This is a genomic window from Plantactinospora solaniradicis (assembly GCF_042658085.1).
Taxonomy (GTDB): domain Bacteria; phylum Actinomycetota; class Actinomycetes; order Mycobacteriales; family Micromonosporaceae; genus Plantactinospora; species Plantactinospora solaniradicis.
Genome location: NZ_JBHSPR010000001.1, coordinates 600789 through 623322, shown reverse-complemented (window position 1 = coordinate 623322; position 22534 = coordinate 600789). Strand labels below are relative to the sequence as shown.

Sequence of the window (22534 nt, the reverse complement as noted above, 5' to 3'; positions counted from 1 at the left end):
GACAACATGGCGGCGATGAAGCCGCGGACGGGCGACGGTCCGCTGGAAGTCACCAAGGAGGGCCGGGGCATCGTCATGCGGGTTCCGCTGGAGGGTGGTGGCCGGCTCGTCGTCGAGATGACTCCCGACGAGGCCAACGCGCTCGGTGACGCGCTGAAGGCCGCCGCCGGCTAAGAGAAACGACGACTCCGCCGGGTGCCGCTTGGCACCCGGCGGAGTCCATCAGCCCTGGGCCACCGGCGCTGCCGGTGGCCCAGGGTCGTGATGCCCGGTCCCGGGGTACGGCCGCGTGGTCGCCGCCCTGTCCTGATCCACGATCGTCTGGAGGTAGCGTCGGCGTGCTGTCGATCCGTCTGGTAGTCGATCCCACCGAGGTCGACACCCTGGTGCTGCCGGTCCGGCCCGCCGAGGGGCCGGCTCAGCCCGCCGACGGGGCGACCGGGCCCACCGAGGCGCCGGGCACGCTCGTACCCACCTGCCTGGACCTGCCCACCGACCTGACCGCCGAGGCGACCGCGCTGCTGCCGTACCTCGATCAGCCCGGCGCGGCGGGCACGGTGCACCGGTCGATCCGGCCGCTGCTCACCCCCGCCCGGCTCCTGCTGGTCGGGGTGGGTGACGGCGACGAGGCCGGCTGGCGTTCCGCCGGCGCGGGCGTCGCCCGAGCCGCCGTACGTGAGAGTTCGATCACTATAGCGATGCCGATCGATGCTCGTCCGGAGGCCGTACGCGGGCTCGCCGAAGGGCTCTGGTTGGCGTCGTACCGGTTCCGGATGGCCGCCTCGGACGATGGTCCCGCCGGCCCGCCCGCGCTCGCCGAGGTGCTGCTCGCGGTCGCCGACCCGGAGCCCTACCGGGCGGCCCTCGACACCGCCCGGGTGGTCGCCGAGTCGACCCGGTTCGCCCGGGACCTGACGAACATGCCGTCTTCGCGCAAGACACCCGCCTGGTTCGCCGACCAGGTGATCGCGGCGGCGGCCGGGCACGCCGGACTGACCGTCGACGTCCGGGAGCCGGACCGGCTCACCGCCGAGGGCTTCGGCGGCATCCTCGCCGTCGGCGGCGGCTCGGCCCAGGAACCCCGACTGGTCGAGTTGAGCTGGCGGCCCGCCGACGCGCGGACCCACGTGGTGCTGGTCGGCAAGGGCATCACCTTCGACACCGGCGGCGTCTCGATCAAGCCGCGCGACGGCATGAAACTGATGCGCAAGGACATGGGCGGGGCGGCCGCGGTGATCGCGGCCACCGTCGGCGCCGCCGCGCTCGGCCTACCGGTCCGGGTGACCGCACTCGCGCCGCTCGCCGAGAACATGCCGAGCGGCTCGGCGTACCGGCCGGGCGACGTGGTGCGGCACTACGGCGGACTGACCAGCGAGAGCACCAACACCGACGCCGAGGGCCGGTTGGTGCTCGCGGACGCGCTCGCGTACGCCGTGGACCGGCTGGAGCCGGATCTGCTGATCGACCTGGCCACCCTCACCGGAGCCAACTCGGTCGCGCTGGGCAAGCGGACCGCCGCGCTCTACAGCGACAGCGACGAACTCGCCGACGCGGTGCTGGCGGCGGCCGGAGCCGCCGGCGAACGGGCCTGGCGGATGCCGTTGCCGGTGGACTACGCGGAGTACCTCGGCAGCGAGATCGCCGATCTGTACAGCGCACCGACCCAGGGCGCCGGATCCGTCGTCGCCGCCATGTACCTGCGCGAGTTCACCGGTGACCTGCGCGACCGCTGGCTGCACCTGGACATGTCCGCGCCATCGTGGGCGGAGGGGAACGACGGCGAACTGGTCAAGGGCGCGACCGGCTGGGGCGTACGCACACTGCTGCGCTGGCTGGCCACCCAGCCCGGGTAGGGCCGGCCGCCCGAGCCGTCGGACGGCGTAGCCGCGCCGCCTGCGCGGTCGCGTAGCCGCGCGGCGCGGAGCCGCCCGGCGTGCGGTCAGCGCTTGACGGCGGCCAGCAGACCTTCGCCGGTGGGCAGCAGCGCCGGGATCCACTCCTCCGACTCGCGGATCGCCTTGGCCACCTCCCGCACGGTCACCGTCTCGACGTCCCGCGCCGCCGGGTCGCCGATCCGGCCGGCGGCCAGTGCGCCGTGCAGCGCGAGGACCCCGCCGGGCCGCAGCAGCCGGGTCGCCGCCTCGACGCAGGCGCTGTACTCGGCGACCTCCGAGTCGACGAAGATCAGGTCGTAGACCCCGTCGGCGAGCCGGGGCAGCACATCCAACGCCCGGCCGGTGATGATCCGGGTACGCCCCGAGGCGAAGCCCGCCTCCTGGAAGATCCGCCGGGCGATCCGCTGGTGCTCGGTCTCCACGTCGATCGTGGTGAGGATGCCGTCGGCGCGCATCCCTCGCAGCAACCAGAGGCCGCTCACCCCGGTCCCGGTACCGATCTCCACCACCGCCCGCGCGCTGCCGGCGGCGGCCAGCAACCGCAGCGTCGCGCCCGTCCCGGGGGTGACTGCGCCGAGACCGACCTCGGTGGCCAGACTGCGAGCGGTGCGCAGGACCAGATCCTCGGCGACGTACGCTTCGGCGAACTGGAGTGCTTGGGCGGTCGTCGTGCTGACTGACCGGGCGACCGTGGCGATGGGGCACCTCCGGGCGGCAGGGATGGCGGGGCGGCGAGGCTGGGCATGGCGCTTGGTGGGGCTGCGGGGGAAGTGGACCGGGCGGGGTTGCGGGTATGAGCCTAAGGGTGGCGGTACGTGATCGGCAGTCGCGTGCCTCCGATGGCGGCGATGCCTCGGACAACCGATGACCGGTATCCAGTCATCCGTGCGATCCTGGATGCGGAACCCGGACGCTGCGGCCGGAAGCGGTCGCCCGCGCCCGCGCGGCGCCCGGCTTCAGGGACGGACTGGGAGGCAGCGAACGTGACGGACGGCTGGAACTGGCGCCAGCCCGATGGGACCGCGACGCCGGGGTACGCCCCGTCGCCCGCGCCCCCGACAGTCGGCGCCCGGGCGGTGCCCGCAGGCGCACCGGACCCGGCATCGTCCCCGTGGTGGTCCGACGCGCTGCACGACCCGTGGCGCAACCCGGGGACTCCGGCGGCAGTCGTGGTGCAGGCGTCACCGGGTTCGGCGGAGGCCGGCTCGCCCGAGCCGGTCACCGACCCGGACGCCGTCGGGCGCCGGGGCCTGGCTCCGGTGTTCCTGGTCTCGCTGATCACCGCGCTGCTGGCCGGTGCGCTCGGCGGGGCACTCGGGTACGCCTTCGCGGTCCGGGGCGGCGTCGGCGGGGTGACGGCGCTCGGTTCGACCGGTGGGGAGCCGCCGGCCTCGGCTCGACGACCGCCCGAGTCGCTGGCCGGCGTCGCGGAGCGGCTGCTGCCCAGCGTCGTCACGGTACGGGTCAGCGGGAACGGCGGCGTCGGGCTCGGCTCGGGATTCGTCGTCACCCAGGACGGCTACGTGATCACCAATGACCACGTGGTCGGTGCCGGTGCGGACACCGCGACGGTCGAGTTCAACGACGGCACCACCGCCCCGGCCGAGGTGGTCGGCAAGGATCCCGAGGCGGACATCGCCGTCATCAAGGTGGCCCGGACGGGTCTGAAGCCGATCGAGTTCGGTGACTCCGACGCCGTGGCGGTCGGCGACCCGGTGCTCGCCTTCGGCACACCCCTGTCCCTGGCCAACACGGTCACCTCGGGCATCGTCAGCGCGCTGGACCGGACGTTCCGCAACGGCGAGCCGGGCGGACAGGTGCGCTACTACGCGGCCATCCAGACCGACGCGGCGGTCAACCGGGGCAACTCCGGCGGCCCGCTGGTCGACGGGGCCGGTCGGGTGATCGGGGTGAACTCGGTGATCCAGACGCCGGCCGTCGACGAGGAGACGGCCGGCAACGTCGGCCTGGCCTTCGCGATTCCGATCAACCAGGCCAAGCGGCTCGCGCAGGAGATCATCGACACCGGAAAGGCGCGCCGGACCGTGATCGGCGCCGGGGTCGGCGGTACCCGGTCGGGCGGGTCGGGCGGAGTGCGACTCTCCTCGGTCGAGCCGGCCGGACCCGCCGACGAAGCCGGGCTCCAGGCCGGTGACGTGGTGCTCAAGCTCGACGGCAAGCCACTGGAGGAGCCGAGCGACCTGATCGCGCTGGTCCGCAAGTACGCACCCGGCTCGGTGGTGAGCCTCGAGTACCGACGCGGCTCAGAACGCCAGTCGGCCTCGGTGACCCTCGCCGCGGATGCCAAGTAGCCAGCGGCTCCCCCTCCCGCCGGCCGTGGTGACGTGCGTACTCTTGCGGGTGCCAGGGGGCGGCATGAGGAGGCACGCGTGTTCGAGAACCTGAACTGGTGGGAGATCGGTGCGCTGTTGCTGGTCGCACTGCTGATTTTCGGTGACCGGCTGCCGCAGGTGATCAGTGACGGGCTCCGGATGCTGCGCAACCTGCGGAACATGGCCAGGAACGCCACCGGCGACCTGAGCCGGGAACTGGGCACCGACATCCAGCTCGAGGACCTGCACCCGAAGGCGTTCATCCGCAAGCACCTGCTGAGCGAGGAAGACGAGCAGGCGATTCGTCAGCCCCTGCAGGGGGCGTACGACAAGCTGCGCTCCGATCTGACCGACGTGCACCGTGAGATCGACGACGTGGCCTCGGCGGCGGACATCCGATCGTCGAGCGGGTCGACGGGTACTGCCGGCGCCGCCTCGACATCGGGTTCCGGCACCGATGTGGTGGCCCCGCAGCGTCGAAGCTTCGACATCGACGCCACCTGAGCGTCAGTCCCGCCCGCCGGCGACCGCCGGAGATCACCGGCCGCCGCGGGTCAGCGGCCGAGGCGTCGTCAGCGGCCGCCGCAGGTCATCGGCCGAGGCGTCCTCAGCGGCCGCCGGGGGTCACCGGCCGAGGCGTCGTCAGCGGCCGACGGGGCGTAGGCCGAGCGACTTACCGAGCAGCGTCTCGCGCCGGACCGCGAGCCGGTCCGCGACCGCGGCCAGCGCCCGGGCGGCGGGTGCCTCCGGGTCGGCCAGGACGATCGGATCACCCGCGTCGCCCGCCTCCCGGACCCGGGGGTCCAGCGGGATCTGCCCCAGCAGCGGCACCTGAGCGCCGATGATCTTGGTCAGCGAGTCGGCGACCATCGCGCCGCCGCCGGACCCGAAGACCTCCATCCGGGAGCCGTCGGGCAGGTCCAGCCACGACATGTTCTCCACCACACCGACCAGGCGCTGGTGGGTCTGCAGGGCGATCCCGCCGGCCCGCTCGGCCACCTCGGCCGCTGCGGTCTGTGGCGTGGTCACCACCAGGATCTCCGCGTTGGGCAGCAGTTGGGCCAGCGAGATGGCCACGTCGCCGGTGCCCGGCGGCAGATCCAGCAGCAGCACGTCCAGGTCGCCCCAGTAGACGTCGGCGAGGAACTGCTGCAACGCCCGGTGCAGCATCGGTCCCCGCCAGACGACCGCCGCGTTGCCGTCGACGAACATGCCGATCGAGATCACCTTCACCCCGTGTGCCTGGGGCGGCATGATCATGTCTTCGACCCGGGTCGGCCGGGCGGTGGTGCCGAGCATCCGGGGAACCGAGTGCCCGTAGATGTCCGCGTCCACGACCCCCACCGACAGCCCCTTGGCGGCCAGCGCCGCGGCCAGGTTGACCGTCACGCTGGACTTGCCGACGCCGCCCTTCCCACTGGCCACCGCATAGACCCGGGTACGCGAACCGGGTTGGGCGAACGGGATCACCGGCTCCTGGGTCGCCCCGCCGCCGCGCAGCCGGGACTGCAGGGACTGCCGTTGCTCCGTGCTCATCACGCCGAACTCGATGGTCACCCCGGTCACCCCGGGCACCGCGCCGACCGCCCGGGTGATGTCGGACCGGAGCTTGTCCTTGAGCGGACAACCGGCGACCGTGAGCAGCAGTTCCACCCGTACGGTGCCGTCGGCGCCGAGCACGGCGGAGCGCACCATGCCGAGGTCGGTGATCGGCCGGCGGATCTCGGGGTCGTCGACGGTGGCCAGCGCGGCGTGGATCGCCTCCTCGGCGGCGGTCATCGGCGGGGCCTCGCGGTCGGCGGCGGATGCGGCAGCCTCATGGCCGGGGACGGCGGGTGCAGACATGTCCGCAATGCTACGTCGCCGGGCGATCCGACTGGCCAGGCATACCTGGGGATCGGGTGTGAGCGAACCGGCGCGGCGTAGCGGGACAAGTCGGTTCTTCGGCGCCGGATGGTGAAATTGCCGATTTGACGGGTAGACGCCGTACCCGTCCGGGTGCGACGATCGTTGAGACTCGCCGCGCGCCTAGCCCCTTGAGGCGCGCGGCGCTTTTTGTCGGGGTGTCGCGTCAACCGGCAGGTTCTGTCCGCTTCGCGGCGTGGCCCCTGTCGTCAGCGGCGGCGTACCCGGTGCAGCCGGAACGGCTTGCGGGTCTGCCGGACGGCGGTGGTTTCCCGGGGCGGGGCGGCGAGGGAGCCGTCGGGCAGCGTCGCACCGGCCGCCGTCGGCCCACCGCTCGGCGTCAGCCGGGTGAGTACGCACGTGGACGCCCAGCGGACGGCCAACTCGGCCGGACCCCCGGAGGCGTTGAGCCGCTTGGCAGCCACCTGGGGCGCCACCGTCGCCCACTCCTCGCTGTCCGGCGCCACCCGGCTGACCTCGGCTGGCCAGCTGACGATCCGTCCGCCGTGGTCGCCGCGCAGCGTCACCACCGCGGTACGGGCCTCGGCGAGGCCGGGCGCGGACTGCTCGCCGGGACCACTCACCACGTACAGGCCGCCGTCGAGCGGTACACACCACAGCGCGACGGCCGGTTGGTCCTCGACGGCCACCCATGCCACGGCGGCCTTCTTCATCGCCTCGGTCACCAACGGCGACACGGCACGGTCGTCCACCTCGTCGGTCACATCCCGCATACTGCCGCACCCGGCACCGACCCGGTACCCGCGCCGGGCCGGCGAGTGTTAGGAAGGGGCCCTTCTTATACAAAAAGCGATAAGAAGGGGCCCTTCCTTACATGGGGGCGTCGAGTAGGGCGGGGAGTTGGGTGAGGGAGGTGAGGGCGGGGCCGGTCCAGTTGGGCTCGCTGTCGAAGGCGAGGTGGCCGTCGAGGTCGGCGGCGGCCAGCCGGACGGCGCTCATCCCGGCCCGGACCGCGCCGGTGAGTTCCTGGCTGCCGCCGTCGCCGACGTACAGGCAGTCGACCGGGGCCACGCCCAGCCCTCGGCAGGCGGCCAGGTAGATCGCCGGGTCGGGTTTGCAGCGGCCCACCTCCACGGAGAACACCCGTACGTCGAGCAGCGGCGCGACCGGTAGTTGTGGCAGGAAGGCGGGCAGTTCGTGGGTACAGTCACTGACCAGTGCGATGCGTGCGCCCCGGTGCCGTAGGGCACGCAGCACCGTCACCGCCTCGGGGCGCAACCGGGTGTCCGCCCGTACCGCCTCGATCCTGGCCGTGACCGCAGCGCGGAGGCCGGCGGCGGACGGTCGGCCGCCGGCCTGCTCGCCGACCCAGCGCAGGGTGTCGGTGGCGTCGCCGAGCGCCCCGCTGGCCCGGAGGTAGAAGGACCGGTCGAGGACGTCGACCAGCGGCTCCACCGCGCAGCCGAGCAGGGCGGCGACGGCGGCGTGCTGCGGGCCACGCCGGACGGCGCAGGTGAGGGTGCCGAAGAAGTCGAAGAGCACGGCCTGGTACGCGGCAGGCCGGGGCTGGGTCACGGGTGCGGGTGCGGGTGCCTGGCCTGCTTGGCCTGCGGTTGCCTGGGACCGGTTTGTGGGGGAAGGGGACTGGTCTGTGGGGGGATGGGACCGGTCTGCGGGGGAGGGGGACCGGTATGTGGGCACGGGAGAGCAGCCTCCAGGACCAGGTGGGGCGAGACGGGGGAGGGCGATGTTAACCGTTTGTCGATCAGGTGGTGGCCAGGAGTGACATGTGAGGATTTTTCCGTGTCTTCCGCCGTTCCGCCACCCCGGAGCTCGATCGACCCACTGAGCATCGGCGCCGTCGTCGTCGCCGTCGCGGCGGTGTCGTCGTCCGCGCCGTTGATCGCGTTCGCTGCCGCGCCAGCCCTGGCGATCGCGTTCTGGCGCAACATCCTCGCGGTCGGGGTGCTCGGGCCGTTCGCGCTGGCCCGCCGCCGGGCCGAGGTCCGGGCGCTGGTCCGGGGCGCCGGGCGCCGGGAGGCCGGATACTGCGCGCTGGCTGGCCTCGCCCTCGCCGTGCACTTCGCGACCTGGATGCCCAGCGCCCAACTGACCTCGGTGGCCGCGGCCACCGCGCTGGTGGTCACCCAACCGGTCTGGCAGGGACTGATCGCCCACGGGCAGGGCCGTCGACTGCCCGTCGCCGCCTGGGTCGGGATCGGGTTGACCGTGCTCGGCGCGATCTGGGCGGTGGGTGCCGACTTCGGGGTGTCCGGCCGGGCCGTGGCCGGTGACCTGCTCGCGGTCGCCGGTGGCATGGCGGCGGCCGTCTACACCGCGCTGGGCGAGCGGGCCAGGACGACGACCAGCACCGTCACCTACACCACCATCTGCTACGGGGTCTGCGCGGGCGCGTTGCTGGTGGTGTGCCTGGTCGGGGGCGTACCGATCACCGGCTTCGACACCGCGACCTGGCTCGCCGTACTCGGGCTGGTGGCGGGCGCCCAACTGCTCGGCCACTCGATGTTCAACTACGCGCTACGCCGGATCTCGGCTACCACGATCAGCGTGCTCTTCCTGCTCGAAGCGCCCGGCGCCGCGTTGATCGCCTGGGCCTGGCTGGACCAGGTGCCCCGGTCGACGGCCCTGCCCGGGTTGGCGCTGCTGCTGGCCGGAGTCGCCGTCGTACTGCACGCGGAGGCCCGCGCCGGCCGGCGTACCCGGGCCGGGCGGAATGCCCGAGCGGATCCGGTACCGGCGCCGCCGGAGGCCGGTCCACTGCCGCAGCCCGGTCCACTGCCGCAGCCCGGTCCGGTGTCGCGGTCCGGCCCGCTGGGTGACGGTACGCACCGGTTCGACTGACCGGTGCGCCCGAGCAGGGTGGTGCCGCGGACATCGGCGGCCGTACCGTTCGGCGACTAGGCTGCCGGCGTGACCACCGTGACCGAGTCGTGGCGACGTATCGACGGCTGGTTGGCGCGATACGCGCCCGACGATGCGGCGCTCCTCGCCCCGCCCGCGGACCCGGCCGAGATCGTCGCCGCCGAGGCGACGCTCGGGTTGTCCTTTCCGCCGGAGCTGGTCGAGTCGCTGCGCCGGCACAACGGTCTCGTCGAGTGGGCCAACATGTTCCCCGAGCGGGTCCCGCTCTCCGTCGCCCGCATCGTCGAACATCGGCAGATGTGCATGGAGATCGACGAATTCGACGACGACGACGAGGCGTTTGCCGAAGCCGGGTTTCCGCCGGAGGAGAGGGACGACGAGCCGTGGTGGCACGAGCTGTGGCTGCCGTTCGCGGAGTCCGACGGTGACTCACAGGTGATCGACCTGCGGCCCGGGCCGGGTTACGGACGGCTCGGCTGGGCGATCCACGACGACCGGGGCACGTTCGACGGCGCGTGGCCGTCGCTCGGGGCCTATCTGGCGGAGACCGCCGAGGTGCTCGCGAGCGGTGGCGAGGTCAGACGCCGGGTTCCGTACCTGACCGTCGACAACCGACTGTGGTGGGGTCTCGCGGGCGAGACCGAACTTCATGGCCGGCCGCTGCGTCCGGCGCCGACAGGGCTGCCGACGGCCAGCTAGCGCGAACGGGTGGCAGGCCCGGCCGGGGTCACGACCGGCCGGGCCGCCTTCCTGGCGTGGCGGGACGTCAGGAGGTGTTCGAATTGGTCGCGAAGATCAGCCCGATCAGGCCGAAGTAGGCGAGCATGGCGACGATGGTCAGCGCGGCCAGCCCGACGGCGATCCAGCCGAGGACCAGGCCGGCGGTGGCGAAGCCGGCACCTTCCTCGCCACTGGCCTGGATCTCCTCGCGGGCGCGCTTGGCGAGATAGACGGCGACCACGCCGATCAGTTGGCAACTGAACAGCGACACGATCCCGGTGATCATCGCGGCTATCGCCATGCTGTTCGTCGGCCGGCGTATCTGGTAGCCGGGGTATCCGGGGTAACCGGGCGCCCAGGCCGGTTGTGGACCACCGACGGGGGGTGCGGACTGCTGACCGGCCTCGGCGTCGTACGGGTTCAGGCCAGTTCCGCCCGGCTCGGATGGGGTGTCAGGAGTAGCTGGGTTCACGACGGCTCCTGGTGTCTGGAACGGCTCAGTATCCGCTGTCGTAGCCGGACGGTTGCTGCGCCGCCCAGATGATGAGCCCGACGATGGCGATGGTGGCGAGCACCGCGATGGCACCGGCGATCCAGCCGACGATGATTCCGGCGGTGGCCATTCCCGCGCCGCCCTCGCCCCGCTCGCGGATCTGCTTGCGCGACACGTGTCCGAGGATCGCGCCGACGATGCCGATGTAACCGCCGAGGCCGTAGCCGCACAGGCCGAGCACGCCGACGATCGAGACCACCAGGGCGGCGATCGACAGTCCGTTGACCGGTGGCGCGGCGACGATGACGGGGTAGCCGGGCGGAGGGTAGCCCGCCGCCGCAGGCGGCTGGCCGTACGGATCCGCGCTCGTCGGGTAGGCCGCGGCCGGGTACGCCTGCTCGGCCGGATAACCCTGCTGTTGCGTCGGATCCGGATAGCCGGCCTGGTAGCCCTGGTCGGAGAGGGTGGGTTGGTAGGTCGGATCCTGGTAGGTCGGCTGTGCCGGTGGTTGCGGCGGCGGCTGCGCCTGCCACGACGGGTCGCTGGAGTAGCCGCTCTGCTGGGGGTCGCTCATCTGGGTCTCTCACTCCATCTGTCCGGGGCGCCCCGCCAGGGTAGTCGGCGCCCGCCAGATTGGGGTCCCTGGTTTCGCCCGGCCCGGCCGCCAGCACAGCCTTCGGCGGCGCGCTACGGCGGTGCGCCGTTGCCCGTATCGTCCGGACGGGGCAGGATCGCGGCATGGTATTCGACGCGCGCGCCGGGGACAGAGCCGGTAACCGGCCCCGCCGGGACGCTACGCGCCCCACATTGGCCCGCCGGACCCGTTCCGGCTCGCAGGGCACCGTCTCGCAGAGCATCGACCCGGCCCGAAGTGGTGCGCCGGGTGGTGACGCCGAGCCGGTGACGATGCGCCTCGACGGAAGGGTGGCGTTGGTCACCGGGGCCGGTAGCCCGGACGGGATCGGGTATGCCACCGCGCGCCGGCTCTGCGGACTGGGCGCCCGGGTGGCGATCGTCTCGACCACCCGGCGGATCCACGAGCGGGCGACCGAACTGGGCGTGACGGGCTTCGTGGCGGACCTGACCGACGAGGCCGAGGTGGGGGCGCTGGCGGACGCCATCGTCGAGCAGCTCGGCGAGGTCGAGGTGCTGGTCAACAACGCGGGGCTGGCGAGTCGGGCGAGTCCCGAGGTGCTTCGCCCGGTGGTGCAGCTCAGCTACGACGAGTGGCACCGGGAGATCGAGCGGAACCTGAGCACCGCCTTCCTGTGTAGCCGGGCGTTCATCGGCGGCATGGCCGAGCGGGGCTGGGGTCGGATCGTCAACCTCTCCGCCACCGCGGGTCCGGTCAACGCACTGCCCACCGAGGCGGCGTACGCCGCGGCGAAGGCCGGCGTGGTCGGGCTGACCCGGGCGCTCGCGATGGAGATGATCGCCGACGGGGTGACCGTCAACGCGGTGGCGCCAGGAACGATCTACACCGCGGCATCGACGATGGCGGAGCTGAAGCAGGGTCTGGGTACCCCGGTCGGTCGGCCCGGTACGCCGGACGAGGTGGCCGCCGCGATCGCCTTCCTCTGCTCTCCGGCCGCGTCGTACATCACCGGGCAGATGCTCGTGGTCGACGGTGGCAACAGCGTGCGCGAGGCGGAGTTCCGCTAGAACCTGGTTTCCACGGTCTTCCGCAGTGGCGGCGGTGGCGCTTTCCTGCCGTCTCAGTAGGCGCCACCGCTGCCCTCCGACCCGGCCCAGCTGACCAGGGCCAGCCAGCCGCAGCAGCCGATCACGTACAGCGCGGTGAAGAGGTAGCTGAGGATCAGCCCCCAGAGAGCCAACTGGCCGCCCTGCTCGCCGGTGCGGCTGATCTGTCGCCGGGCCAGGTGGCCGAGCACGATGCCGGCCGGAGCGAAGACGAAGGCGAAGACGAGCGACAGGATCGCCATCACGTTCAGGCCGCCGGACGGTTGGCCGTACTGGCCGGGTTGGCCGTACTGGCCCGGCCCTGGGTAGCTCATGCTTTCGCCCTCCTCACCCAGAAACGTACCGGTCGGCGCCGCTATCTGAGTGAATGTCGGGATAGTTCGCCTTCGCGGGCGGGAGTGTTGCGCGCTTCCGGCGAGCGGAGGACGACCGGCGGTCAGCCGACGCGCAGTTCCTCGAGGTCGGTGCTGGAACGCAGGAAGAGCAGGCCGATCGCGACGGTGGCGAGTACCGCGGCGAGGCCGACCCCGGCGGCGAGCGCGAGCTCGTCGAACGGCACCGGGATCGACCGGACGAGGCCCGGCTCCTCGACGATCCGGGTGTACTGCTCCCGGGTGGCGGGATCGTCGCACAGCGCCTGGCTCGCGTCGCAGACCGCCCAACTGCTGTCGCCCGTGCTCGCCTCCGACTGCAGGCTCCGGGGCAGCAGCACGCCGACGGTCACGGCGAGCAGGATCGCCGGCACCGCCGGAGCCAGGGACTGCCACAGGATGGCCCGGCCGAGCACCGGTCGGGGAACGCCGGTCGCGACGAGGGCCGCGTACGTGCGGCGATTGGTGACGATGCCCTCGACGATCGCGACGACGAGCCCACCGGCGGCGATGACGAGCGCCACGAGGACGGCCAGGTTCACCAGGTCCATCGTCTGGAGGTAGAACGAGTCACCGGAGGGTTCGACGAACGCCCCGGGACCACCCGTCAGCCGGTCCGCCTCGGCCTGTAGCGCGTCCTGCGCCGTGAACCAGGAACGCACTCCCGCCGCGCCGGCGGCGAACAGCACACAGGCCAGCAGGGCGGCCAGGTTGCGACTGCCGGCCCAGGGGTCGGCCATCAGCCGGCTACCGGCGAGCAGGGCCGCCGGCCGGCGCGCGAACCGGCGCAGGAGCCGCCCGGTGGTGTACGAGATCCAGCCCGCGCCGAGCACCACGCCGACCGAGGTGAGGAACGCGCCCCCGAAGAGCGGAATCAGGGCCAGCCAGCTGGGCATCCGGCCGATCCAGTCCGGCAGGTCGATCTCGGCACGTAGCAGTGGTCCGAAGCCGCTGAACAGCAGCACCCCGAGCACGATGAGGATGCCCGGCCAGGGCCATGGCGCGCGGTTACGCCCCTGGCGGCGTACGAGGCCGAACGGGCTGATGGTGACGCGGCGCAGTACGACCGCGGCGGCGAGCGCGGCGAGCAGCGGCAGGCCGATAGCGGCGGCGACGAGGGCCGGCACACTCGGCAGGACGTCGGTCGGCAGCGGTAGCGTGCCGTCGGGTCCCGGCCGGTGCAGGACGTCGTGCGCGACGAAGTAGCCGACGAAGGCGACGGCGGTTCCGGTGACGGCGGCGAGACCGGTCTCGGTGACCGCGATGGCGGCGGTCTGGCGCGGGGTCGCCCCGGCGAGGCGGATCGCGGCGAGACGGCGGTCCCGGGCCGGGGCGCCGAGCCGGGTGCACTGGCCGGCCAACGCCAGCACCGGCACCATGAGCAGGATCAGCGCGAGCGTCAGGCCCGGCCGGAGCCCGGGCTCACGGAGCAGGGCGTTGCCGTACTGCTCGGACCACGACGCGGAGCGGGAGTCGGCGCCGGGCGGCGTGCGGATCGCCAGCACCGTCAGCGCGGCGAGCAGCGCGAACGTCGCCAGCGCCGCACTGCACGCGGTGAGTACGACCCGGACCGCGTCGGCACGGGTCCCGACCAGGGCGAGCCGGATCGCGGTCGTCACCTTCATCGGCCGTGCCTTCCGGACGGGACGGCGATGCCGGCGCCGGTCTCGTCCAGCACGCCGTCGTGCATCGTGAGCTCGCGGTCGGCGTAACCGGCGACGCGTGGCTCGTGGGTCACCAGCACCACCGTGGTCTGCTGTTCGTGCGCCACCCGGACGAGTTGGCCGAGCACCTGCTCTCCGGACAACGTGTCCAGCGCGCCCGTCGGCTCGTCGGCGAACAGCACCCGGGGTTCGGTGACGAGAGCGCGGGCCAGGGCGCACCGCTGCTGCTGGCCGCCGGACATCTGGCCCGGCCGGCTGTCCGCCACGTCGGCGACCCCGACCCGGTCGAGCCAGGTCAGGGCCGCCGTCCGTGCCTCCCGCCGCCCCGTGCCGGCGAGCAGCAATGGCAATGCGACGTTCTCGGCCGCGGTCAGCTCCATGACGAGCTGCCCGAACTGGAAGAGCACGCCGAACTCGGTGCGGCGCAGCTTGGACCGCATGCTCTCCGACCCGGTGTCGATGCGTTGGCCGCGATAGTGGATCTCGCCCTCCTGCGGGCGCATGATGCCGGCGAGGCAGTGCAGCAGCGTCGACTTGCCGCATCCGCTGGGTCCGGTGACGGCGAGGATCTCGCCCTCCTGGACGTCGAGGGTCACCCCTCGCAGCGCGGGTGTCTGACCGTAGAAGCGCACGACCCCTCGTGCCTGGAGGATCGTCATGGCTGCGTCTCCTGGTGCATCTCGGCGACGCGGTCCAGCGTGGTCCGTAGCCAGCGCAGCTCCGCGTCGAGATGGGCGATGGCGAAGTCGGCGGTGATCATGTCGCCGATGTTGGCGGTCGACTCGTGCTTCGACCGGGTCAGTTCGCGTAACCGGGCGGTGTGGGCGGCGCGCTGGTCGGCCAGGTAGCTGCCGGCGCGCTCGGGCTCGGCGGTGAGGAGGGCGACGACCACCTTCGCCAGCAGCACGCTGCTGACGTACGGGGCTGGTGGCTCCACCGTGCCGAGCCACTCGTCGAGGGTCTGCCGGCCGAGCTCGGTCAGCGCGTAGCTGACCCGGTCGGGCCCGCCATCCCGCTCCTGGCCGGCGCGTTCGACGAGGCCGTCGCGTTCGAGCCGGCCGATCGTCGAGTACACCTGCCCGAACGCCAGCGGTTTCGCGCTGGGCAGGCTGTGGTCGTAGGCGCGTTTGAGCTCGTAGCCGTGTTTGGGCCCGGACGACAGGAGGCCGAGCAGCACGAATGAGGCGGACACCACCTCACTATTCACTCAGCGAATAGTCGCGTCAACTATTCACCGAGAAAATAGTCCGGTATTCACCGAGAAACTAGTCCTCCGGATTCAGGAGGGACGGCGGGACAGCCCTCCGACGGCGCGTTCGACCGCGAGGCAGCGGTCCTCGACGTAGTCGATGCCGGCCTCCTGGGCGATCTGCCGAGCCTGCGCGGAGACGATGCCGAGCTGCAACCAGACCGCCGGGGCACCGATCGCCACCGCCTCCCGGACCACCTCGGCGGCGTCCTCGGCCGGTCGGAACACGTCGACGAGGTCGACCGGATGCGGGATCTCGGCCAGCGACCGGTAGACGGGCTCGCCGAAGAGTTCGTCCGCCTGCGGGTTGACCGGGATGATCCGCCAGCCGTACCGCTGCATCTGCAACGGCACGCTGTGCGCCGGCTTCCGGGGGTCACGGGAGGCGCCGACCACGGCGATCACGCCGGCCTCGGCCAGGATCTGCTGAGCACTACGCACCACGCGACTGTAGCTCTGTCGATCCGGCGGCGACGATCACAACAGGGTGAGCTGTTCGACGACGGGCGCCGGAACGTCCGTCGGCGTGACCTGCCGGGCCTCGCCCGACTCGGCGCGATGCAGGCCGTGCCGGCGGGCTGCCATCCGGACCCGGGCCGTCACCTCCCGCTGGTACGCCTGCGGCAGGTAGGAGCCCTTGCCGAAGAGTGCCCGGTAGCGCGGGACGAGCTGCGGAAACTCCCGGCCCAGCCAGGCCGCGTACCACTCCCTGGCGCCGGGACGCAGGTGCAGTGGCAACGGCGTGACGCTGACCGCTCCGGCGGCGGCGATCGCGGCCACCGTCGCCTCGATCGACTCTTCGGTGTCGGTCAGTCCGGGCAGGATCGGCGCCATCAGTACGCCGACCTGGAAGCCGGCGTCGGTCAGCTCCCGTACGGCGTCGAGCCGGCGGCGCGGGCTCGGTGTCCCCGACTCGACGGAGCGCCACATCGGCTCGTCCACGAAGCCGACCGACAGCGAGATGCTGACCCGGGTCACCGTGGCGGCCTGGCGCAGCAGCGGCAGGTCGCGCAGGATCAGCGTGCCCTTGGTCAGGATCGAGAAGGGGTTGGCGAAGTCGCGCAGCGCCGTCAGGATCGGCGGCATCAGCCGGTAACGCCCCTCGGCTCGCTGGTAGCAGTCCACATTGGTGCCCATCGCGATGTGATCGCCACGCCACTTCGGCGCCGCCAGCTCGCGGCGGACCAACTCGCCCGCGTTGACCTTGACGATCACCTTGCTGTCGAAGTCGCGTCCCGCGTCGAGGTCGAGATAGGTGTGGGTGTTCCGGGCGAAACAGTTGTGACTCACCACCCCGTTGGCGATGAAGTCACCGGTCCCGGTCGTGATGTCGTAGAGCCGGAGTTCGCGCTCCAGCGGCTCGATTCCACGGATCCGCACCGCCGCCCGGCTGCCGAGGATCGTCCCGTCGAGCCGGCCACCCGGACCGCCGGGGCGCGAGTCGGGCGTCGACGCCGACCGGCCGGTGCCGACCAGGCTGTCGGTGAGCGCGAGATAGGGCCGGGGCGCGTCGCCGGGTGGCGAGCCGACGACGTGCTTCCAGCCGCGCGGGGTGAGGAACCGGTGGTCGCCGCTCGCGGTCAGCTCGGTGCCGTCCTCCAACGTGATCCGGTACGCCGGCTTGACCGTCGACCAGTGCGCCAGCACCTCGGTACGCACGTAGCGCCGGTGGTTGCCCTGCGCGACGGTCCCGTAGATCTGGTCGCCGATCCGCAACCGCGCCAGCGGTCGGGTGCCGCCGTCGGCGAGCAGGATCTCGGTCTCCCCGGCCAGGCAGTACGCGCAGGCGTGGCTGCATCCCCGGTAGGGGTTGATCGTCCACTCGAACGGCACCCGCGAGGCGCCCGGCACCCGGTTGAGGATCGACTTGGCCTGCACCTCGTAGAACGTCATGCCGGCGAACGCGGGCGTGTCGAAGGTGCGTACGACAGCGCCGGGAAGCGCCAGCGGCAGGGGTGGAGCCGCTGGCGCCGCCCCGGTAGGGGGTCCGGTGTCGGGGGGAGCCGACGACAGGTTTTCCCAGCGCATGGGGCCTATTCGAACATGCGTACGATAGCTCGCGCAACTCGCCACGCCTCAGGCGGTTGGTCGGGACACCCCGATCGTCACGGGCCGGGCGGGGGCGGGCCGCTGCTCTCCCGCCGGACCAGCACGGCGTCGACGTGTTCGATCTGCGGGGTGTTCAGCGGCTCCGGCGGTTGTAGCGCGAGGCTCATGGCCCGGGCGCCCATGTCGGCCAGTGGCAGTCGGATCGTGGTGAGTGCGGGCATGACGTCACCGGCGATCGGCATGTCGTCGAAGCCGACCACGCTGATCTGTCCGGGAACGTCGATGCCGCGTTCGCGGAGCAGGGCGAGCGCACCGATCGCCATCGAGTCGTTCAGCGCGGCGATGGCGGTGAGCTGCGGATGGGCGTCGAGCAGTGCCGCGGTGGCGGCGGCACCGCCGGCCCGCTCGAAGTCGGCGTAGACGATCTGCCGGGCGGAGAACTTCTGCCCGTGTTCGCGGGCGGCCCGGCGGAGCCCGGCGAGCCGGTCCGTGGTGGTGGTGAGGTGCCGTGGACCGGCGACGACGCCGACCCTGGTGTGCCCGAGGCCGAACAGTTCGGCGCCGACCAGGTGGCCGCCCGCCTCGTTCGCCGGGATCACGGCGTGCCCGGTGTGTTCGTGCCGGCCGATGACCGCCACGTGCCCGCCGGTGGCCTGGTACACCCGCAGTTTGGCGTCCAGGGTGTGGGTGAACTGCTCGTCGTGGTAGCCGGAGCCGGCGAGGATGATCGCGGCGGCCTGGTTGGCCCGGAGCAGTTCGACGTACTCGAGTTCCTTGTCCGGATCCCGGTACGTGTTGCAGATGATGACGAGCCGGCCGTGCTCGGTCGCGACCCGTTGCAGCCCTCGGGTGATCTCCGCGAAGTACGGGTCGGAGACGTCGTGCACGATGACGCCGACCGCGCTGCGATGGTTGCGGGCGAGCTGCTGGGCGTGCGCGTTGGGTACGTACTGGAGTTCCTCGACGGCGGCCAGGACCCGCTCCCGGAGCGCGTCCGTGACGGGTTTGGGGCTGCCGTTGATGATCCGGGACGCGGTGGCGGGTGACACACCGGCCCGTCGCGCGACGTCCGCCAGAGTGGCCATTCCCTCAAGTCCTTCCCCGACCGCCCGGTGGTCGGTTGCAGGTGAGGATATCGCGGTGCCGTACCGCGCTTCATCGGCCGTCGTCGCGGCGCGGTACTCCAGGGCCGAGACCGGCATGGATCGCTGGTGGCGACCGTCGGGAGGGGGTGAGGGCCTTGCCGGAATCGGAACCGAGTCGGTAGCGTAATCGGGAAAGCGCTTACCGGCGTGCGGCGTGTTCCACCTCCACCATCGCGCCTCATGACCACCCCAACGCACGATCGGCGTACCGCCTCGACGAGCGGCATCCGCGGATCAGCCAGCCTGAGGAGGCGACGTATGGCCCGTACCACGATCGGCATCGTGCTCAATGGCGTGACCGGCCGGATGGGCTACCGGCAGCATCTGGTCCGGTCCCTGCTCGCCATCCGTGAACAGGGCGGACTGCCGCTGCCCGACGGGCGCCGGCTCTGGCCCGAGCCGGTGCTGGTCGGCCGGAGCGAGACCAAGCTACGGGAGATCGCGCAGCGGCACGGGCTGACCGAGTGGACCACCGACCTGCCCGCCGCGCTGGCCCGGCCGGACGTACAGATCTACTTCGACTCCCAGGTCACCGCCCAGCGGGAGAAGGCGCTGCGGCTGGCGATCGAGGCCGGCAAGCACATCTACACCGAGAAACCGACCGCCGAGGACCTGGCCGGCGCGGTCGAGCTGGCCCGGCTGGCCGACGCGGCCGGCATCAAGCACGGGGTGGTGCAGGACAAGCTCTTCCTGCCCGGCCTGCGCAAACTCGACCGGCTGGTCCGGGGCGGCTTCTTCGGCCGGATCCTCTCCGTACGCGGCGAGTTCGGGTACTGGGTCTTCGAGGGCGACTGGCAGGCGGCACAGCGTCCGTCCTGGAACTACCGGGCGGCCGACGGCGGCGGCATCACCGTCGACATGTTCCCGCACTGGCACTACGTGCTCGAACAGATCTTCGGCCGGGTGGCGACGGTGGCCGCGCACGTCACCACGCACGTGCCGCACCGGTGGGACGAGGCCGGCGAACGCTACGACGCGACCGCCGACGACGCCGCGTACGGCATCTTCGAAATCGAGCGACCCGGGCAGGACGGCCGGATCGTGGCACAGATCAACTCGTCCTGGTCGGTCCGGGTCTACCGGGACGAGCTGGTGGAGTTCCAGGTGGACGGCACCGAGGGCAGCGCCGTGGCCGGGCTGCGCAACTGCCGGATCCAGCACCGCGCCACCACGCCGAAGCCGGTGTGGAACCCGGACCTGCCGGCGACCGAGGACTTCCGGAACCAGTGGCAGGTGGTGCCGGACAACGAGGAGTTCGACAACGGCTTCAAGGCCCAGTGGGAGCTGTTCCTGCGGCACGTGGTGCTCGACGAGCCGTACAGCTGGGACCTGTGGGCCGGCGCCCGGGGCGTGCAGCTCGCCGAGCTGGGCCTGCGTTCCGCCCGCGAGGGCCGGCGGATCGAGATCCCCGACCTCGACGGTGGGGCGGCCTGATGGCGGGAGTTCCGGCGCGGTTCTCCTTCAACCAGGCCACCGCCAAGTACTGGCCGATCCCGGACCTGGTCGCCGGCTGCGTGGCGGCCGGGGTGCCCGCCGTCGGGCTGTGGCGGGAGGAGACCGCCGCACACGGCCTGGACAAGACGGCGGCGCTGGTCCGCGACGCCGGCCTCGCGGTCACCTCACTGTGCCGGGGTGGCTTCTTCAACACCCCCGACTGGTACGACGAGAACCGCCGCGCCATCGACGAGGCCGCCACCCTCGGGGCGCCGGTGCTGGTCCTGGTCTCCGGTGGGCTGCCCGAGGGCAGTCGGGACGTGGACGCGGCCCGGGCCCACGTCGGTGACGCGATCGGATCACTCGTGCCGTACGCCCGTGCCGCCGGGGTACGGCTGGCGATCGAGCCGCTGCACCCGATGTTCTGCTCCGACCGGTGTGTGGTGTCCAGCCTCGGTCAGGCGCTGGACCTGGCCGCGCCGTATCCGAGCGACACGGTCGGTGTGGTGGTGGACACCTACCACATCTGGTGGGACGACCAGGTCTGGGCGCAGATCGCCCGGGCCGGCCGGGAGGACCGGATCGCCTCCTTCCAGGTCGCCGACTGGGCCACCCCGCTGCCCGAGGGGGTCCTGCTGGGTCGGGCGCTGCCCGGCGACGGCTGCGTGGAGCTGCGCCGGTTCCGCCTGGCGGTCGAGGCCGCCGGTTACCGGGGTCCGATCGAGGTCGAGGTCTTCAACGCCGACGTCTGGGCCCGGCCCGGCCCGGAGATCCTGGAACGCACCCTGGCCGGTTATCTCGCCCACGTGGACTAGCGGGGATTGGCCGGCACCGCCCGGCACGGGGGAGGATGGATCGCATGGACCAGCCCACCTTCGTGTACGACGGCGACTGCGCCTTCTGCACCACGTGCGCCGACTTCATCGGCCGGCGGATCCCGACCGGGGCCAAGGTGGTGCCCTGGCAGTTCGCCGACCTCGACGCGCTCGGGCTGACCGTCGCCCAGTGCGAGGAGGCCGTCTGGTGGATCGGCACCGACGGCGTACGCGCGGCCGGGCCGGACGCGATAGCCCGGCTGCTCGGCGCCAGCCGGCCGGGCTGGCGGGTGCTCGGTGCCGCGCTGCGGCTGCCGCCGGTCCGGGCGGTTGCCTGGCCCGGGTACCGCTGGGTGGCCCGCAACCGGCACCGGCTGCCGGGCGGTACCGCCGCCTGCTCGCTGCCCCAGGCGACCCGGGAGCGGCTCTACGGCACGGCGGGGGACGGCTGATTCACGGCACGGCGGGGGACGGCTGAGCCGACGGAGTCTCCGGCGCCGCCGCTGGCTCCTCCGGCGGCCCGGTGTCCCCGCCGCGTCGGCGGACCAGCCGGCGTAGCCGCTCGATCGGACGGAGCCGTTCCAGCTCCAGGAAGCTGGTCATCGCCACCAGGTGCGGGGCGAACGAGATCGTGATGGTGGCGATGGTGACCAGGTGGAACGAGTAGAAGAACGCGACCACCGCCTGCCGCCAGCGCGCGGAGACCACGAACACCAGCGGGCTGAGCAGCTCGAACGCGATGATGCCGAACTGCGCCGCGATCAGCAGGTACGGCACCTGGGCGATCAGGTCGGCCAGGTCGGTACCGCGTCGGATGATCGCCCGGGCCAGCACCGATCCGGTCGTCCACTCGATCCCGCCGAACCGGAGCTTGGCCCAGGCGGCCAGGAAGTAGGTGCAGACCACGGCGATCTGGGTGACCCGCAGGGCCCAGCCGCCGGCCTCGGTCTTCTCGCGGTCGCCGTGCCGGGCCCGTCCGGCGGTCGGCAGGACAGCGAGCGCGACCAGGAAGCCGAACCGGTCGTGGTCCACCTTCCCGTAGCTCATCGCGATGATCATCCACTCGAAATAGAGCAGGAAGACCGGCCAGCCCAGCGCCCGGGGCGCCCGCCCGGTGGCGGCGGCCAGAGCGAGCAGCAGCAGCGCCCAGAAGATGACGGTGACCAGCAGCGGCGTCGGGGTGGGCAACGGCAGCAGCCGGCCGACGAAGAGCGGCTGGTACAGCTCGCCCGGAATGCTGGCCTTGTCGCGGACCCAGGGAGTGAAGAACAGCAGGTCCGCCGCGACGAAGAGGTAGACCAGGGTACGGAAGGCGGCCACCCGTCCCCGGGGCACCGGCTCGGTCAGCCAGCGCGGCACGGCGGCCAGCACCCTTCTCAACGCGGTCACGGTGCTCGCCACCGGACCACCGTCTCGTCGGCCGAGGTGCCGGTCGGTCTCCCGTTGCGGATGCCGTACCAGCGGATCACGATGCGCACCTCGACCAGCGCGGGCGCTTCGGGATTCCGTTCGGCGTACGCGTCGGCGACCTGGCGCAGCAGCGTCGGGTCGGCGACGTAGCGGCCCTGCTGGCCCTCGATCTCGGCCCGCCGGATGCCGGTGCTCGTCTCGCCCAGTCCGACGACCGCGCCGGTGGTGTCGACTCCCTCGACCCGGGTGTCCGGGGCCGGATCGTTCGGCGGGTTGGAACCGGCGTACATCCGGAAGGGGCCGAACGGGAAATGGTCGTCCTGGCCCCACAGCGTGCCGACCAGCACCAACGCGCCGACCAGCACCGTGAGGCCCACCCGGATGCTCCGGCCCCGCCTCGTCAACGCGCTCATCGGTTGGAGACCCTACGCGGTGCCGCAGGCGCGCGGGTACCGTCCTCCTCGCCGGCCGGGTGCCACCGCCCCGGCCGCCGGGACGACTTTGGG

At 72.3% G+C, this 22534-nt stretch carries 24 protein-coding genes and 1 pseudogene; 10 read left to right on the top strand and 15 right to left on the bottom strand.

From position 1 onward, the window contains the following. Positions 1 to 6 precede the first annotated feature (6 nt). Complete coding sequence (locus tag ACFP2T_RS02845) at positions 7 to 174, top strand: DUF3117 domain-containing protein (RefSeq protein WP_007455245.1); 168 nt, start codon at positions 7 to 9, stop codon at positions 172 to 174. Positions 175 to 338: 164 nt separating this feature from the next. Continuing rightward, a complete protein-coding gene (locus tag ACFP2T_RS02840; protein WP_377416889.1) occupies positions 339 to 1853 on the top strand; it encodes a leucyl aminopeptidase in 1515 nt (504 codons plus the stop codon). A gap of 86 nt (positions 1854 to 1939) precedes the next feature. On the opposite strand, the gene ACFP2T_RS02835 is transcribed toward ACFP2T_RS02840, so the two are convergent. Beyond that, the gene (locus tag ACFP2T_RS02835; RefSeq protein WP_377417861.1) at positions 1940 to 2515 is read right to left on the bottom strand and encodes an O-methyltransferase; all 576 of its coding nucleotides are present in this window, start codon (positions 2513 to 2515) and stop codon (positions 1940 to 1942) included. 363 nt (positions 2516 to 2878) lie between these two features. Between ACFP2T_RS02835 and ACFP2T_RS02830 the strand changes: the two genes are divergently transcribed. After that, complete coding sequence (locus tag ACFP2T_RS02830; protein WP_377416887.1) at positions 2879 to 4207, top strand: S1C family serine protease; 1329 nt, start codon at positions 2879 to 2881, stop codon at positions 4205 to 4207. Positions 4208 to 4285: 78 nt separating this feature from the next. Next, positions 4286 to 4732 (top strand): twin-arginine translocase TatA/TatE family subunit, encoded by a 447-nt coding sequence (locus ACFP2T_RS02825; RefSeq protein ID WP_377416885.1) that lies wholly within the window; start codon positions 4286 to 4288, stop codon positions 4730 to 4732. Between the two features lie 138 nt (positions 4733 to 4870). On the opposite strand, the gene ACFP2T_RS02820 is transcribed toward ACFP2T_RS02825, so the two are convergent. The 3 genes from ACFP2T_RS02820 to ACFP2T_RS02810 all read right to left on the bottom strand — a co-directional run bounded on the left by ACFP2T_RS02820 (position 4871) and on the right by ACFP2T_RS02810 (position 7669). After that, positions 4871 to 6007, bottom strand: coding sequence for an Mrp/NBP35 family ATP-binding protein (locus ACFP2T_RS02820; protein ID WP_377417859.1), 1137 nt, complete (start codon positions 6005 to 6007; stop codon positions 4871 to 4873). Between the two features lie 335 nt (positions 6008 to 6342). Continuing rightward, positions 6343 to 6867, bottom strand: a complete 525-nt coding sequence (locus ACFP2T_RS02815) for a hypothetical protein (RefSeq protein WP_377416883.1) — start codon at positions 6865 to 6867, stop codon at positions 6343 to 6345. A 97-nt stretch (positions 6868 to 6964) separates the two neighbouring features. Continuing rightward, positions 6965 to 7669: an HAD family hydrolase gene (locus tag ACFP2T_RS02810; RefSeq protein ID WP_377416881.1), complete on the bottom strand. Its 705-nt coding sequence runs from the start codon at positions 7667 to 7669 to the stop codon at positions 6965 to 6967. A 228-nt stretch (positions 7670 to 7897) separates the two neighbouring features. Here ACFP2T_RS02810 and ACFP2T_RS02805 point away from each other — a divergent pair. Continuing rightward, positions 7898 to 8854, top strand: a pseudogene (locus ACFP2T_RS02805) (DMT family transporter); the annotation flags it as partial. A gap of 171 nt (positions 8855 to 9025) precedes the next feature. Then, positions 9026 to 9676 (top strand): SMI1/KNR4 family protein, encoded by a 651-nt coding sequence (locus tag ACFP2T_RS02800; protein WP_377416879.1) that lies wholly within the window; start codon positions 9026 to 9028, stop codon positions 9674 to 9676. Between the two features lie 67 nt (positions 9677 to 9743). Here the strand turns inward: ACFP2T_RS02800 and ACFP2T_RS02795 are convergent, their stop codons facing one another. Next, positions 9744 to 10169, bottom strand: a complete 426-nt coding sequence (locus ACFP2T_RS02795; RefSeq protein ID WP_377416877.1) for a DUF4190 domain-containing protein — start codon at positions 10167 to 10169, stop codon at positions 9744 to 9746. Between the two features lie 25 nt (positions 10170 to 10194). Continuing rightward, positions 10195 to 10764 (bottom strand): DUF4190 domain-containing protein, encoded by a 570-nt coding sequence (locus ACFP2T_RS02790; RefSeq protein ID WP_377416875.1) that lies wholly within the window; start codon positions 10762 to 10764, stop codon positions 10195 to 10197. 233 nt (positions 10765 to 10997) lie between these two features. Between ACFP2T_RS02790 and ACFP2T_RS02785 the strand changes: the two genes are divergently transcribed. Then, positions 10998 to 11852: an SDR family NAD(P)-dependent oxidoreductase gene (locus ACFP2T_RS02785; protein ID WP_377416873.1), complete on the top strand. Its 855-nt coding sequence runs from the start codon at positions 10998 to 11000 to the stop codon at positions 11850 to 11852. A gap of 53 nt (positions 11853 to 11905) precedes the next feature. Here ACFP2T_RS02785 and ACFP2T_RS02780 read toward each other — a convergent pair whose 3' ends face one another. The 7 genes from ACFP2T_RS02780 to ACFP2T_RS02750 all read right to left on the bottom strand — a co-directional run bounded on the left by ACFP2T_RS02780 (position 11906) and on the right by ACFP2T_RS02750 (position 18309). Next, positions 11906 to 12205 (bottom strand): DUF4190 domain-containing protein, encoded by a 300-nt coding sequence (locus tag ACFP2T_RS02780; RefSeq protein WP_377416871.1) that lies wholly within the window; start codon positions 12203 to 12205, stop codon positions 11906 to 11908. A gap of 122 nt (positions 12206 to 12327) precedes the next feature. After that, a complete protein-coding gene (locus ACFP2T_RS02775; RefSeq protein ID WP_377416869.1) occupies positions 12328 to 13887 on the bottom strand; it encodes an FtsX-like permease family protein in 1560 nt (519 codons plus the stop codon). Further along, entirely contained in the window at positions 13884 to 14585 is a 702-nt protein-coding gene (locus ACFP2T_RS02770; protein WP_377416867.1) for an ABC transporter ATP-binding protein, read from the bottom strand. Before ACFP2T_RS02770 ends, ACFP2T_RS02775 begins: the two co-directional genes overlap by 4 nt. Then, the gene (locus tag ACFP2T_RS02765; protein WP_377416865.1) at positions 14582 to 15118 is read right to left on the bottom strand and encodes a PadR family transcriptional regulator; all 537 of its coding nucleotides are present in this window, start codon (positions 15116 to 15118) and stop codon (positions 14582 to 14584) included. The genes ACFP2T_RS02770 and ACFP2T_RS02765 overlap by 4 nt, the downstream gene beginning before the upstream one ends. 87 nt (positions 15119 to 15205) lie before the next feature. After that, a complete protein-coding gene (locus ACFP2T_RS02760) occupies positions 15206 to 15616 on the bottom strand; it encodes a CoA-binding protein (protein ID WP_377416863.1) in 411 nt (136 codons plus the stop codon). A gap of 36 nt (positions 15617 to 15652) precedes the next feature. Further along, positions 15653 to 17203: an Rv2578c family radical SAM protein gene (locus ACFP2T_RS02755; protein WP_377416861.1), complete on the bottom strand. Its 1551-nt coding sequence runs from the start codon at positions 17201 to 17203 to the stop codon at positions 15653 to 15655. 77 nt (positions 17204 to 17280) lie between these two features. Beyond that, a complete protein-coding gene (locus ACFP2T_RS02750) occupies positions 17281 to 18309 on the bottom strand; it encodes a LacI family DNA-binding transcriptional regulator (RefSeq protein ID WP_377416859.1) in 1029 nt (342 codons plus the stop codon). Between the two features lie 318 nt (positions 18310 to 18627). Here ACFP2T_RS02750 and ACFP2T_RS02745 point away from each other — a divergent pair, with 318 nt between their 5' ends. Genes ACFP2T_RS02745 through ACFP2T_RS02735 form a run of 3 tightly spaced genes read left to right on the top strand, consistent with a single transcriptional unit; the run spans position 18628 to position 21070 of the window. Further along, positions 18628 to 19803, top strand: coding sequence for a Gfo/Idh/MocA family protein (locus ACFP2T_RS02745; protein ID WP_377416857.1), 1176 nt, complete (start codon positions 18628 to 18630; stop codon positions 19801 to 19803). After that, a complete protein-coding gene (locus ACFP2T_RS02740) occupies positions 19803 to 20618 on the top strand; it encodes a sugar phosphate isomerase/epimerase family protein (protein ID WP_377416855.1) in 816 nt (271 codons plus the stop codon). The genes ACFP2T_RS02745 and ACFP2T_RS02740 overlap by 1 nt, the downstream gene beginning before the upstream one ends. A gap of 44 nt (positions 20619 to 20662) precedes the next feature. Beyond that, positions 20663 to 21070, top strand: a complete 408-nt coding sequence (locus ACFP2T_RS02735; protein WP_377416853.1) for a thiol-disulfide oxidoreductase DCC family protein — start codon at positions 20663 to 20665, stop codon at positions 21068 to 21070. Position 21071: 1 nt separating this feature from the next. Here ACFP2T_RS02735 and ACFP2T_RS02730 read toward each other — a convergent pair whose 3' ends face one another. Together ACFP2T_RS02730 and ACFP2T_RS02725 are read right to left on the bottom strand one after the other, a co-directional pair. After that, complete coding sequence (locus ACFP2T_RS02730; RefSeq protein WP_377416851.1) at positions 21072 to 22019, bottom strand: MFS transporter permease; 948 nt, start codon at positions 22017 to 22019, stop codon at positions 21072 to 21074. Beyond that, positions 22004 to 22441: a hypothetical protein gene (locus tag ACFP2T_RS02725; RefSeq protein WP_377416849.1), complete on the bottom strand. Its 438-nt coding sequence runs from the start codon at positions 22439 to 22441 to the stop codon at positions 22004 to 22006. Before ACFP2T_RS02725 ends, ACFP2T_RS02730 begins: the two co-directional genes overlap by 16 nt. Positions 22442 to 22534: the final 93 nt, after the last annotated feature.

Excerpts from the sequence above, each read along its gene's own strand:
- ACFP2T_RS02845 (WP_007455245.1), top strand. The coding sequence starts at position 7 with ATGGCGGCGATGAAGCCGCGGACGGGCGACGGTCCGCTGGAAGTCACC.
- ACFP2T_RS02820 (WP_377417859.1), bottom strand. The coding sequence starts at position 6,007 with ATGACCGCCGCCGAGGAGGCGATCCACGCCGCGCTGGCCACCGTCGAC.
- ACFP2T_RS02815 (WP_377416883.1), bottom strand. The coding sequence starts at position 6,867 with ATGCGGGATGTGACCGACGAGGTGGACGACCGTGCCGTGTCGCCGTTG.
- ACFP2T_RS02790 (WP_377416875.1), bottom strand. The coding sequence starts at position 10,764 with ATGAGCGACCCCCAGCAGAGCGGCTACTCCAGCGACCCGTCGTGGCAG.
- ACFP2T_RS02780 (WP_377416871.1), bottom strand. The coding sequence starts at position 12,205 with ATGAGCTACCCAGGGCCGGGCCAGTACGGCCAACCCGGCCAGTACGGC.
- ACFP2T_RS02775 (WP_377416869.1), bottom strand. The coding sequence starts at position 13,887 with ATGAAGGTGACGACCGCGATCCGGCTCGCCCTGGTCGGGACCCGTGCC.
- ACFP2T_RS02770 (WP_377416867.1), bottom strand. The coding sequence starts at position 14,585 with ATGACGATCCTCCAGGCACGAGGGGTCGTGCGCTTCTACGGTCAGACA.
- ACFP2T_RS02755 (WP_377416861.1), bottom strand. The coding sequence starts at position 17,203 with ATGCGCTGGGAAAACCTGTCGTCGGCTCCCCCCGACACCGGACCCCCT.
- ACFP2T_RS02750 (WP_377416859.1), bottom strand. The coding sequence starts at position 18,309 with ATGGCCACTCTGGCGGACGTCGCGCGACGGGCCGGTGTGTCACCCGCC.
- ACFP2T_RS02745 (WP_377416857.1), top strand. The coding sequence starts at position 18,628 with ATGGCCCGTACCACGATCGGCATCGTGCTCAATGGCGTGACCGGCCGG.
- ACFP2T_RS02740 (WP_377416855.1), top strand. The coding sequence starts at position 19,803 with ATGGCGGGAGTTCCGGCGCGGTTCTCCTTCAACCAGGCCACCGCCAAG.
- ACFP2T_RS02735 (WP_377416853.1), top strand. The coding sequence starts at position 20,663 with ATGGACCAGCCCACCTTCGTGTACGACGGCGACTGCGCCTTCTGCACC.
- ACFP2T_RS02725 (WP_377416849.1), bottom strand. The coding sequence starts at position 22,441 with ATGAGCGCGTTGACGAGGCGGGGCCGGAGCATCCGGGTGGGCCTCACG.